Origin of the sequence: Paraburkholderia sp. CNPSo 3281 (assembly GCF_024206515.1) — a bacterium.
GTDB lineage: Bacteria > Pseudomonadota > Gammaproteobacteria > Burkholderiales > Burkholderiaceae > Paraburkholderia > Paraburkholderia nodosa.
Map to the genome: position 1 here is coordinate 1 of NZ_JAMBPS010000043.1, position 13059 is coordinate 13059.

Annotated in this window: 9 protein-coding genes and 1 rRNA gene; 7 read left to right on the forward strand and 3 right to left on the reverse strand. The window is 64.0% G+C overall.

From position 1 onward, the window contains the following. The first annotated feature begins 92 nt into the window (after positions 1-92). Positions 93-206: ribosomal RNA gene (gene rrf / locus M3I56_RS30015) — 5S ribosomal RNA — on the forward strand. Between the two features lie 138 nt (positions 207-344). Here rrf and M3I56_RS30020 read toward each other — a convergent pair. Beyond that, positions 345-1358 (reverse strand): LysR family transcriptional regulator, encoded by a 1014-nt coding sequence (locus M3I56_RS30020; RefSeq protein ID WP_254357035.1) that lies wholly within the window; start codon positions 1356-1358, stop codon positions 345-347. A 167-nt stretch (positions 1359-1525) separates the two neighbouring features. Here M3I56_RS30020 and M3I56_RS30025 point away from each other — a divergent pair, with 167 nt between their 5' ends. From M3I56_RS30025 to M3I56_RS30035, 3 genes are all read left to right on the forward strand, one after another. Further along, positions 1526-3745: an FUSC family protein gene (locus tag M3I56_RS30025; RefSeq protein ID WP_254357036.1), complete on the forward strand. Its 2220-nt coding sequence runs from the start codon at positions 1526-1528 to the stop codon at positions 3743-3745. A gap of 129 nt (positions 3746-3874) precedes the next feature. Further along, complete coding sequence (locus M3I56_RS30030; protein WP_254357037.1) at positions 3875-4096, forward strand: hypothetical protein; 222 nt, start codon at positions 3875-3877, stop codon at positions 4094-4096. A 196-nt stretch (positions 4097-4292) separates the two neighbouring features. Continuing rightward, positions 4293-5819, forward strand: coding sequence for an acetyl-CoA hydrolase/transferase family protein (locus tag M3I56_RS30035; RefSeq protein WP_254357038.1), 1527 nt, complete (start codon positions 4293-4295; stop codon positions 5817-5819). Positions 5820-5909: 90 nt separating this feature from the next. Here M3I56_RS30035 and M3I56_RS30040 read toward each other — a convergent pair whose 3' ends face one another. Next, a complete protein-coding gene (locus tag M3I56_RS30040; protein WP_042265070.1) occupies positions 5910-6161 on the reverse strand; it encodes a GlsB/YeaQ/YmgE family stress response membrane protein in 252 nt (83 codons plus the stop codon). A 186-nt stretch (positions 6162-6347) separates the two neighbouring features. Beyond that, entirely contained in the window at positions 6348-7055 is a 708-nt protein-coding gene (locus M3I56_RS30045) for an MgtC/SapB family protein (protein ID WP_028205640.1), read from the reverse strand. Positions 7056-7286: 231 nt separating this feature from the next. Here M3I56_RS30045 and M3I56_RS30050 point away from each other — a divergent pair, with 231 nt between their 5' ends. The 3 genes from M3I56_RS30050 (at position 7287) to M3I56_RS30060 (ending at position 13058) form a co-directional block, all read left to right on the forward strand. Further along, positions 7287-8330 (forward strand): LysR family transcriptional regulator, encoded by a 1044-nt coding sequence (locus tag M3I56_RS30050; RefSeq protein WP_254357039.1) that lies wholly within the window; start codon positions 7287-7289, stop codon positions 8328-8330. A 252-nt stretch (positions 8331-8582) separates the two neighbouring features. Beyond that, a complete protein-coding gene (locus M3I56_RS30055) occupies positions 8583-11792 on the forward strand; it encodes an efflux RND transporter permease subunit (protein ID WP_254357040.1) in 3210 nt (1069 codons plus the stop codon). Between the two features lie 18 nt (positions 11793-11810). Next, on the forward strand, positions 11811-13058 hold the full coding sequence (locus M3I56_RS30060) for an efflux RND transporter periplasmic adaptor subunit (protein ID WP_254357041.1): 1248 nt from the start codon (positions 11811-11813) through the stop codon (positions 13056-13058). Position 13059: the final 1 nt, after the last annotated feature.

A 13059-nucleotide genomic window follows, 5' to 3' on the forward strand; every position in this document is an offset into this window, starting at 1 on the left:
GAAACAACACAACCCCAATTGAGCAACACCTCTTTACGCTTCTTCCCGATTGGCTGTGGCGCGATAACACCGCGACGCAGCAACCCGTCATGCCTGATGACCATAGCGAGCTGGTCCCACCCCTTCCCATCCCGAACAGGACCGTGAAACAGCTCCACGCCGATGATAGTGCGGATTGCCCGTGTGAAAGTAGGTAATCGTCAGGCTCCTTATGCTGTAACGTCCAGAACCCCGGTGTCTCCCAAAGAGCACCGGGGTTCTGGCGTTTGGGCTTCGGGGGCGGAAAACAAGAAAGCCGTCCAATGGACGGCTTTTTGCATTAACCCGCTTGCGCAAGCGCAGGCTTATTGCGTCGCCTTCTGCGCAACTGCTGCGACCGAGGCGTCCTTCACCAAAGCAACCTCATCTGCGACGTCCGCAAGCTGCTCCTGAGTCAATTCTTCAAGCAGCGCCAGGTCGCGCTCGATGACTTGCGGAAGATGCGCGCGCAAGAATTCCACCCACGTCTTGGTTTTCGCGTCGACGAACTTGCGCGATGGATAAAGCGCGTACACGTTCGTTTTTTGCAGCTTGTGCTGCGGCAGTACGCGCACGAGCGTACCGTTACGCAATCCTTCTATTGCCGAGTAGACCGGCAACATCCCGATCCCCATCCCCTCGCGTATCGCCACTGCGAGCGATTCCGCGATATTCACCTGCACCGGTCCGTCCACTTGCATCTCGACGCTGCCCTCGGGCCCCTCGAGTATCCACTCATGCGCCGGGAACGCCGGCGATTTGAGAATCAGACAGTCGTGATGTGAGAGATCGGCGGGTGTACGCGGCGCACCGTGCGTATGCACATACCCAGGCGACGCGCACAGAATGCTGTACGTCGAACCCAGCTGGTGCGAAACGAGATCGGAGTTCGGCAGCGATGACGCCGTGACCACCGAAACATCGCTGCTGCCCTCGAAGAGATCCGGCATGCGTTGCGAGAGCGTCAGTTCGACGGTGACTTCGGGATGCAGCGCGCGATAGCGCGAGATCGCCGGCAGCACGTACTGCTGACCAATACTCGCAAAGCTGTGCATGCGCAGCGCCCCGGCCGGGCGTTCATGCGCGCAGCTCGCTTCTTCTTCCGCGCTACCGACGTCCGCGAGAATCTGCGAGCAGCGCTTGAGATAGCGCTCGCCAGCGGGCGTGAGCGCAAGCCGGCGTGTCGAGCGGTTGAGCAGACGGGTGCGCAAATGCGCTTCGAGTTCGGATACCGCGCGCGACATCGCGCCGGTGGTCGAATCCAGTGACTGAGCCGCGGCGGTGAAGCTGCCCGCTTCCACGACGCGAACGAACACCCGCATGTTTTGTAACGTATCCATCAGACCTTCTTGACCTTCTTGTTCGGTACAGAAACGATATTGTCCGCCTGTCGGGGCGTGCCATTGTTGAGTGATCTGGAACGGAGGTTCCCCGCACGTCCTATTAATGCGGCGCAATGACGCTCCTACAATCGGCCCCTGTCTTCGAAACAGCCCGAGCGTTTGTCATGAGCCGCCAGCCTGCGATACATCGAGCGTTCGACTCGCGTCGGCGCGCGGAGATCATATGGCGCGCCGCCAGACGGGCGCTGCGTGACTGGCAGGCCAGCGACGGCGCGATCTGGATTCATCTGCTGAAAACGGTCGCGGCCGGCTTGCTTGCCATGGGCATCTCCATGCTGCTGGACCTGCCGCAGCCGCGCATCGCGATGACGACGGTGTTCGTCCTGATGCAGCCGCTCTCGGGCATGGTGTTCGCCAAGAGCTTTTATCGCATCGTCGGCACTGCGGTGGGAATGGTCGCGGCGGTGGTGCTGGGCGCCGTATTCGTCCAGCAGCCCGAGCTCTACATACTCGGGATGACGGGATGGGTGGCCGCATGTACGGCCGCCGCCATGAGGAATCGCCATTTTCGCTGGTACGGTTTCGTGCTCGCCGGCTATACGGCAGCGCTGATCGGCATTCCGCTCGTGATGCAGCCCAACGGTCTCTTTCTCGCCGCACTGGGCCGCGGCGCCGAAGTGGCCGTTGGCATACTCTGCTCGGGCATGGTCAGCGCGGTGATCGTGCCCCGGCAATCGGGCTCGCTGCTCGGTCGCACCCTGCGCTCACGCTATCTTAATTTTACTGCGTTCGCTGCGGCGGTGTTGGCTGGGCGGCTCGAAAGGGGCGCATTCGAAGGGCGATTTGCGAGTCTCGTCGACGATGTCGTCGGCTTCGAGGCCACGCGTGCTTTCTCATCTTTCGAAGATCCGACGATGCGCTCGCGCAGCGGCCTGCTTTCGCGCCTGAATTCCGAATTCATGGATGCCTGCGCGCGGCTGCACGCGTTGCGCCAGTTGCTCAAAAGGCTGCGCTGGAGCGACGCGGCGATCGCACCGCTCGCGCCATACTTCGGCGAGCTAGCGGCGCTGCTCGCACAACGGCCGAGCCGCAACGAAAGCGATCGCGCCTATGCGCGGCGACTCGCCGACGGGCTCGAAGCCTTCCAGCGCACGCTGCCGCGTCATGTGCGCGAGACGCGGCGGCCGCTCGAACACGCGTTGCCCGACGCGCTGCCCGACTTCGACACCTCGGCCGAACTCATCTATCGCTTTACGACTGAGGTCGTGCGCTACAGCCGCACGTGGGCATCGCTCATGGAGGCGCGTCCCGCGCAGGAGCCGCGCGCCGCGCGCTACGTGCCCCGCACGAGCTGGTACGTGGTGGCGTTCACCTTCGTGCGCACGGCCGTAGTGGTGGCGGCGCTGGGCTGGTTCTGGGTCGAGACCGACTGGCCGAGCGGCGGCCTTGCGATGATCGCGGCCGCGCTCACGTGCGCGCTCACCTCGTCGTCGCCGAACGCGTCGCGCATGGCCGTGCAGATGGCGGTCGGCGCGGGCTTTGCCGCCGTGACGGGCTATCTCTTCACCTGCTACGTCTATCCCAATGTCGATGGCTTTCCGCTGCTCTGCGCGACACTCGTTCCGGTGCTCGCCGTCGGCGCTTTTCTCGCCACGCGCTCGCGCATAGCGGGCTATGGCGTCGGCTTCTCGGTGTTCTTCTGCCTGCTGGCTGGTCCGGACAACGTGATCGCCTACACGCCGGATCTGCTGGTCAACAACGGCATCGCCGTCGTTGCCGCGATGCTGGTCGCTTCGCTCGCTTTCGCGGTGGTGTTTCCGCCGCACATGAACTGGCTCGTCGAGCGCATGTGCGTGTCGTTGCGCGGCCAGGTCGTGCTGGCTTGCCACGGGCAACGGGATGGCCTTGGGCAGCGCTTCCAGTCCGGTACGCACGATCTGATGCACCAGTTGAGGCTCTTGCTGAACGGGCGCCGCCAGGCGCACCGGCGCGCGCTGCGGTGGATGCTCGTGACGCTCGAAGTCGGGCACGCCGTGGTCGATCTGCGCAACGAGGCGCACGCGGCAGCCTGGCTCGACCTTCATGACGCGCGCTGGCCTATGGCTCTCGCGCGCGTACAGGAGGACATCGCGCATCTTTTCGAGAGCCCGGACGGGATCGCGCTCGACCGCGCGCTCAGCGCCGTGCGCGCCTCGACCTGGATCGCCCAGGAGGCGCTCGACACCGTGCATCACGAGCGGGAAAGGCGGCACGAGGTGCAACGGCTGCTGAGTCATCTGCACTTCATCCGCAGCGCGCTGCTCGACCGCGACGCGCCGCTCGGACCGCTCGCGCGCCGCGCACGCCGCACGCGTGCGCCGCACAGTTCGTTGAAAACACAATGAAAAAGCAGGCTTGTGCGATCTTGCTGCAGGCTGGAAATATGCCTTCCACCCCGCCCGCTTAATCAATTCGACCCTGAGTCATATAGTCACATCACTGCTTCGCAGTACCCGTTAGCACTGGAGAGTAAAATGAAGTCCCTGAAGATCGCTGTTCTTGCCTGTTCGCTGTTTGCCGCCGCCGCTGCTTATGCACAGAACGAAGCACCGGCAGCGAGCGTCCCCCAGCAGGTCGCGCAGTCCGCTGCCCCGCAAGTAGCGCAAGCGCCCGCCCACCGCGAAATCGTGAAGCCGGCAAAGAAGGATGAATGCGTCGGCCCGGTCAGCTTCTGCAATATCTATTTCGGTAGCTGAGATCGAGAGCACGCCAGCCATGTGCAGGCGCACGCTGAAAACTTGTGCCGCGACGCCTTCAAATGGGTGCCGCGGCTTTGCGCATTGCGGCTGCACAAAACACTGCAACAGTGTTTTGTGAAACGCGCAGTGCACGACCGCCGATGCAAGACCTGAAAATAGGCACGAGGCGATCAGAGAGTTTGTGGAGACTTTGATGTACGAAGACCGTATTCGTTGTGCCGCCTTGCGCGGGAAAATCACTTCGGCTGCCGAGGCGGCCCAACTCGTGCGCAACGGCATGCGCGTCGGCGCGAGCGGCTTTACGCGCGCGGGCGACACGAAAGCCGTGCCGCTCGAACTGGCGCGTCGTGCGCGCGAAGAGAAAGAGCCGCTGCGCATTACGCTGATGACGGGCGCCTCGCTCGGCCACGACGTCGATCGCATGCTGACCGAAGCGGGTGTGCTCGAGCGCCGTCTGCCGTTCCAGGTGGACGCGACGCTGCGCAAGGCGATCAACCGCGGCGAAGTGATGTTCGTCGACCAGCATCTTTCGGAAACCGTGGAGATGTTGCGCGCGAATCTGCTCGGCAAACTCGATCTCGCGATCATCGAAGCCGCCGCAATCACGGAAACCGGTGCGATCGTGCCCACCACGTCGGTCGGTAATTCGGCGAGCTTTGCGATTCTCGCGGAGAAGGTGATCGTCGAGATCAATCTCGCACAGCCGCTCGCGCTCGAAGGTCTGCACGACGTGTGGATTCCCGGCCGCCGCCCGCATCGCGATCCGCTGCCGATCGTACGCCCGCAAGACCGCGTGGGTACGACCGCCATCGAGATTCCGCCCGAGAAGATCGCCGCCATCGTCATCACGAACGAGGCGGACAGCCCGTCGACCGTGCTGCCCGCCGACGAAGAAACCGCGCGCATTGCCGGCCACCTCATCGAATTCCTGCAGCACGAAGTGAAGCACGGCCGCATGAGCGCGCAACTGCCGCCGCTGCAGGCCGGCATCGGCACGATCGCGAACGCCGTGCTTTCGGGCTTCGTGGATTCACCGTTCGAAGCACTTATGATGTACTCCGAAGTATTGCAGGACTCGACGTTCGATCTGATCGATTCCGGCAAGATGGTATTCGCATCGGGCGCCTCGATGACGCTTTCCGCGCAGCGCCAGGCTCAGGTGCTCGCCGAACTCGACCGCTATCGCGACAGGCTCGTGCTGCGTCCGCAGGAAGTGAGCAACCATCCCGAAGTGATTCGCCGCCTCGGCTTGATTGCGCTGAACACCGCGCTCGAATGCGACATTTACGGCAACGTCAATTCCACGCACGTGGGCGGCACGCACATGATGAATGGCATTGGCGGCTCGGGCGATTTCGCGCGCAACGCGTCGTGCGCGATCTTCGCGACCAAGGCGATTGCGAAGGACGGCCGCATTTCCAGCATCGTGCCGATGGTGCCGCACGTCGATCACAACGAGCACGACGTGGACGTGATCGTCACCGAGCAGGGTCTGGCCGATCTGCGCGGACTCGCGCCGCGCGAGCGTGCAAACCTCGTGATCGAGCGTTGCGCGCATCCGCTCTATCGCGACCTGTTGCGCGACTACTATCGCGACGCACTCAAGATCGGCGGCCAGACGCCGCACGATCTCGCGCGCGCGTATGAAATGCATCTGCGCTTCAATCAAACGGGTTCGATGCTGCCCGAAGCGATGGGCGGACTCGTCGCAAACGCATAAGGCCCAGGGCGCTCGCCATTCAGAAGCACACGAAACAAAACGGGAGCACCGGAAACGGTGCTCCCGTTCTTCATGGAAAGCGCGAATTCGCTACGCTCGTCGCACGAGGCGGATGATGAAGAGCAGAATGACCGCGCCGACAATGGCGGTAATGATCGAGCTGATGATGCCGGCGCCGATATGAATGCCGAGCACCCCGGCAAGCCAACCGCCGATGAACGCGCCGACAATGCCGACGATGATATCGACGAACAATCCGAAGCCGCCGCCTTTGACGAGAACGCCAGCGAGCCAGCCTGCAATAGCGCCGATGATGAGCCAGGCAATGATGCCGTGTTGCATATGAATAGACTCCCCTTGTTGGCGTGAAAGAATCACGGTGAGTGCAGCTTAGTCCAAGGGCGAATACGCGTCCATGAAACGCGGCCAGAATTGACAGTTCTTAAAAACTGCCGCCGATAGTTTTAAAAAACGCAACGAATCGGAAATGTATTCGTAAGGAATGCCGGCGGACGCCATGCGCAAGCCTCACTCGGGCGCGATTTCGGGTTCCGCGGCGGTCCAGCTTACGCTGGAGACGCCTTTCTCCATGCTCAGGCGGCTCGCCATGAGTTCCAGCTTCGACTGGTACTTCGGATGCAGGCGCATCGTTGCCGTCACGCGCAGGCGCGGCGGATCGCCGGCCAGGTCCTCGCTCGTGAGGCTCTGGAATGAAAGCGGTGTGGAGTATAAAGAATTTGAAAGCAACGTGCGGATATGGACTTCGTCCTCTTCGCGGCAAACCACCGTAAGCACATAGGCGCGCACAAGATCCGCATTCGAAATGGGCGACGCGTTGATGATGCGGCTCACCTCGCGCAGCACGGTATTCGTAAGCAGTACGACAGCGGTGCCGGCCACCGCCGGGCCGTAATGGCCCGCTCCGCACAGCACGCCCACGGCCGCCGAACACCAAAGCGTCGCCGCAGTATTGATGCCCTGAATCGAGCCCTTCTCGCGCATGATCACGCCGCCGCCGAGAAAGCCCACGCCAGAGACGACATAGGCCGCGATTTGCGTCACGCCGGTCGAGCCATTGCCGGTCAGTACGCCGAGCGTGACGAACAGGCATGCGCCGCTTGCCACGAGCGTGATCGTGCGCAGACCGGCCGTGCGTTGGCGAATCTGGCGTTCGAGGCCGATGGCGACGCCGCAGGCGAACGCCGCGAGAAGGCGCAGGGCGAATTCGAGAGTCATCGTTTTGTCATGAAAGCGCAGGGCGGCCGCACGCCATGCGGCTCTCGCGCAAGGCGTGGCGGGGTGCATTGCAGTAGGCCCCGGGGGCTCGTGGATCATACGCGGGACGGGGCTTTGCGCCAAGCTGTCCGCGCTGTCATGTTCGAGTCAGGATCAGGCCACGGCTCGTGAGCGAAACTAGTTTCATTCGTATGGAGATGGGAAGGCAGGCCGAATGAACGGGAGTTTCTGATGGATACGCTGCGCAATATGCGGGTCTTCGTGCGAGTGGTGGAGTCCGGCAGTTTCACGCGCGCTGCGGCGAGCGAAACGATGACGACCGCGCAGGTCTCGCGCGCGGTCACCGACCTGGAGTCGCGGCTGCGCACGCGGCTTCTGAACCGGACCACGCGGCGCATGTCGCTGACCGAAGCGGGCGAGCGCTACTTCCAGAGCTGCAAGCGCATTCTTGCCGACATCGAGCAGGCCGAGGCCGAAGCCGCCGCTGCGCACGCGAATCCAGCGGGCAAGCTGCGCGTGTACGGCGGCACGAGTTTCGGGCAGCACTATGTGATGCCGCTCATCGCGCGTTATCAGCAGCATTTGCCGGAGGTCTCGGTCGATCTCACCATCGCGCAGCAGATGCCCGACATCATCGAGGAGGGCTTCGATGTGGCGGTCGTGGTGGCCGCCGAACTCGAGGACTCCGCGCTGATCTCCCAGCATCTGGGCAGCACCGCTGCCATTCTCTGCGCCTCGCCTGCGTATTTGCGCACGCGCGGCGAGCCGCAATCGTTCGACGACCTCGAGGCGCATACCTGTCTGCACCTGACCGATGCGAGCCTGCCCGCCGGCCAATGGGTTTCGGAGGGGCCGCTTGGCGAGACCTTCCGGCATACGGGCGTGACGCCGTTCCAGGTGAACAATCCCGAAGCGCTTGCGCTCGCCATACGCGAAGGCATGGGCATCGGCCCGCTGCCGGTGCCGGTGGCGCTGCCCGGTCTCGCCGACGGCACGCTGGTGCGCGTGCTGCCCACGCACACCCTGCAAAAGCTCAACATCTACGCGCTGTACGCTTCGCGCCGGTATCTGGACGCGAAGATCCGCACCTTCGTCGAGTTTCTGCGCGAGAAGGTGCCGCTCGTCCTTGCCGAGCAGGAAGCTGCGCTCGCCACCTGCGACGAGCCGCTTCGCGACGTGGATGCACACGCGGGCCCACGAGGGACGCGTGCGCGCAGCGGCCGCGGCCGCAGTCACAACACGCACGACCTGGAGCGCCTGCGTCTTGTGAACTGAAGCAGTTAAAGAAGTCTTCGCGAAGCGCGTGTTCGTTACGGCGCGTTTCGCGACTGCGGATTTCCGGTGCTTCGCGACGCTACAGCGCCGATCTATCTGCGTTCCCGTGCGCTTTCGCGCGTCTCGCGCGTTGCCTGTCAGTTTCGCCATATTGGCGACAGCGACCTGCCACCGCCATTGCCTATGATGCGGCACCCGCTGGATGAATGCGTCCCCGTCTCAACCCTCGCCTGAGTTGTCCGAAACACTGACATGTGGATTGTCAATCTCGCGCTGAAGCGACCGTACACGTTCATCGTGATGGCCATCCTGATCGTGCTGGCCACGCCGTTCGTGCTCATGTCGATGGCCACCGACGTGCTGCCGAACATCAATATCCCGGTCATCAGCATCATCTGGTCGTACAACGGCTTTTCCGCGAAGGACATGGCCGATCGCATCACCTCGGTCAACGAGCGCAGCCTCACGACCACGGTGAGCAATATCGGGCACATCGAGTCGCAGTCGCTGCCCGGCATCGCCATCATCAAGCTGTTCCTGCAGCCGGGTGCGAGCCTGCAAACCGCGATCGCGCAGGCCGTTGCATCGGAGCAGGCGCAGGTGAAGCAGATGCCGCCCGGCGCGACGCCCCCGCTCGTCATCAGCTATTCGGCCTCGAGCATTCCGGTGATCCAGCTCGGCCTCTCCAGCAAGTCGATGAGCGAGCAGGCGCTCGCCGACGTCGCGATGAACTTCCTGCGCCCGCAGCTCATTACGATTCCGGGCGCGCAGGTGCCTTACCCGTATGGCGGCAAGACGCGCGTGATCTCCGTGGACCTCGACACGCGCGCGCTCATTTCGAAGGGCCTCACGCCTGCCGATATCGTCAATGCCGTCAACGCGCAGAACCTGATTTTGCCGACGGGCACGGCCAAGCTCGGGCAGACCGAATATCGTGTCGACACCAATGCATCGCCCGAAACGCTGGCCGGGTTGAACCGCATTCCCGTGCAGACGGTGAACGGCGCGACCACCTATCTCGGCGACGTGGCGCACGTGCGCGACGGCTTCACGCCGCAGACCAACGTCGTGCGCCAGGACGGCCAGCGCGGCGTGCTGATGTCGATCCTCAAGACCGGCGACGCATCGACGCTGCAGGTGGTGGGCGCACTGAAGGACCTGCTGCCGAAGGCGCGCGACACGCTGCCGGCCGACCTGGTCGTCAAGCCGCTGTTCGACCAGTCCGTCTTCGTTTCCGCCGCCGTGCAGGGCGTGGTGCGCGAAGCGCTCATCGCGGCCGTGCTCACGGCGGCGATGATCCTGCTCTTTCTCGGCAACTGGCGCAGCACGCTCATCATCGCGGTGTCGATTCCGCTGTCGATTCTCTCCTCGATCATCGCCCTCTATGCGCTTGGGGAGACTATCAACATCATGACGCTTGGGGGCCTCGCGCTCGCGGTCGGCATCCTGGTCGACGACGCCACGGTCACGATCGAAAACATCGAGCGGCACCTGCATCTGGGCGCGAAACTGCACGACGGCATTCTCGAAGGCGCGGGCGAAATCGCGGTGCCCGCACTCGTCTCGACGCTGTGCATCTGTATCGTGTTCGTGCCGATGTTCTTCCTCACCGGCGTGGCGCGCTTTCTGTTCGTGCCGCTCGCGGAAGCCGTGGTGTTCGCGATGATCGCGTCGTACATCCTTTCGCGCACGCTGGTACCGACGCTCGCCATGCTGCTCTTCGAGGGCCACGATCCCACCGCGCATGCGCAGCGCGCCCAGCGCTCGCTCTTCGCGCGCATACACTGGCGCTTCAATCATGCGTTCGAGCGCGTGCGCGCCAATTACATTGCGCTATTGAGCTTACTGCTCTCGCGCCGCAAGCTTTTCGGGGGCACCTTCCTCGCGTTTTGCCTGCTTTCGCTCGTCCTCGTATTCTTCCTTGGCCGCGACTTCTTTCCTTCGGTCGATGCGGGCAATATTCGTTTGCATATGCGTGCGCCAACGGGCTTTCGCATCGAGGAAACCGCGCGCCTGGCCGACCAGGTGGAGCAGGTGGTTCGCGAAGTCGTGCCGCCCGGTCAACTCGAAACGATCGTCGACAACCTCGGCCTGCCGTATAGCGGCATCAACCTCTCGTACAGCAACGCGGGGACCATGGGCACGCTCGACGGCGAAATCCAGATCGCGCTGAAGCCCGATCACGATCCCTCGCGCATTTATATCGACAAGCTGCGGACCTTGCTGCCGCAACGTTTTCCGGGCGTCGAGTTCTTCTTCCAGCCCGCCGACATCATCACGCAGATTCTCAACTTCGGTCAGCCCGCGGCGATCGACGTGCAGGTGGTGGGCGCAAACCTGAACCAGGACATGGCGCTGGCGAGCACGCTGCTCAAGCAGGTACGGCAACTGCCGGGCGCCGTCGATGCGCACATCGAGCAGCGCAACGACGAACCCGCGCTCACGCTCGCCATGGACCGCACGCGCATGCAGCAGTTGAACCTGAGTCCGCAAAACGTAGCGCAGGACGTGCTGATCGCGCTCTCGGGCAGCACGCAGACTTCGCCCGCGTTCTGGGTGAGCCCGCAAAACGGCGTGGAATATCCGCTCACGGTGCAAACGCCGCAGTATCGCGAAACCTCCATGAACGAAGTGATGGGCACGCCCGTTTCCGCGCGTGCGACGAATCCCAATGCGCCGCTGCAACTCGTGAGCAACCTCGTGCAGCTCGAGCCGCACGGGGGGCCGGCCATCGTCACGCACTACAACATCCGTCCCGTGATCGACCTGCTCGTGAGCGTAGAGGGCAGCGATCTGGGTTCCGTGGGCGTGAACATCAACGACATCATCCGGCATGTGCAGGCGCACGCGCCGCGCGGCACGACCATCACCATGCGCGGGCAGATCGGCACGATGCGTTCGTCGTACGTGGGTCTGGGCGTCGGCATTGCGATGGCGGTGGTGCTCGTGTATCTGCTGATCGTCGTGAACTTCCAGTCGTGGGCCGATCCGCTCATCATCATCAGCGCGCTGCCCGCTGCGCTCGCGGGCATTGCGTGGATGCTGTTCATCACCGGCACGCACCTGAGCGTGCCAGCGCTCACCGGCGCGATCATGACCGTGGGCGTCGCGACCGCGAACAGTATTCTCGTGGTCTCGTTCGCGCGGCAGCGTCTTGCCGCTGGCGCGTCGCCGCTTGCCGCCGCGCTCGAAGCGGGCGCCACCCGCATACGCCCCGTGCTGATGACGGCGTTCGCCATGATGATCGGCATGGTGCCGATGGCGCTCGGCCTCGGCGAAGGCGCGGAGCAGAATGCGCCCCTCGGGCGCGCGGTGATCGGCGGCCTGCTGTTCGCTACGGTCTCCACGCTATTGTTTGTACCCCTGATGTTTGCGACCGTGCATACCCGGCTCGCCCACCGCGCCGCCGCGAAACGCGAGCGCGCGGCGCAGCGCCGCGGTGCACGAGGCGATACCCGTTAAGTCATTATGGCCGAAGACATGAACGAACCTCACCACCATTCATCGCTCGACATCGCCGTGGGCGGCGAGCAGGGCATGGACCTGCCGGCGCGCGGCCAGGCGGGCAAGCGTGCGCGCTTTGCGTTGATCGTGGTCGCGCTGCTGCTGGCTGCGGGCGCCACGCGCACGATCGTGTCGAACCTCATGAACGCCCACCATCTCGCCGACGTCACGAAGCAGAACGCGAAGCAGTACGTGAGCGTCGTGCAACCGGTGGCCGCGGGCACGGACGGCCGCATCGTGCTGCCGGGCACGCTGCGCGGCTTTGTCGAAGCGCCGATCTACTCGCGCGCAAACGGCTACGTGCGGCGCTGGTACGCCGATATCGGGGCGCATGTGCAACAAGGGCAGTTGCTCGCCGAGATCGATACGCCCGAGATCGATCAGGAACTCGCCCAGGCGCAGGCACAGCGCGATCAGGCCGCCTCGACGCTCGCGCTCGCGAAGACCTCGTTCGATCGCGCACAGCAATTGCGTCAGCGCGATGCGGTCTCGCAGCAGGAACTCGACGACCGCCAGGGCGCCTTCAACACGGACCAGGCCAATCTCGCCGCCGCCGCCGCGAACGTGCGCCGCCTCACGGAGATGAAGTCGTTCCAGCGCATCGTCGCGCCGATCACGGGCATCATCACGCAGCGCAACGTCGATATCGGCGACCTCGTGAACGCGGGCAACGGCGGGGCGGGTCATGCGCTCTTTTCGATCGCGCAGTCCGACCCGCTGCGACTCTACCTCGACGTGCCGCAGACCTACGCGCAGCAGGTAGCGGTCGGCCAGCACGTGAGCGTGACCGAGCAGGAGCTGCCGGGCGTCACCTTCGACGGCACCGTCACGCGCACGGCGCAGGCCATCAACGTGGCCACGCGCACGCTGGAGGCCGAAATCTCGCTGCCCAATCACGACGGCAAGCTGCTGCCCGGCGCCTACGTGCAGGCCGCCCTGCAGACTGACGCGAAGGGCTTGCTCACGGTGCCGGGCAACACGCTGCTGTTCCGCTCGGAAGGCCCGCGTCTTGCAGTCGTCGATGCGAATGGCAAGATCAAGCTCAAGGCGGTGGAAATCGCGCAGGACCTCGGGCAGACGCTCGAAATCAGCGGCGGGCTGGCGCCAACCGATCGCGTCGTGCTCAACCCGAGCGACTCGATCGCGGATGGCGACAGCGTGGTCGTGGTCGCGCCGAACAAGACCGAATCGGCGCGCGAGGCCGCCAGGCGGAGCGCGACGTGAC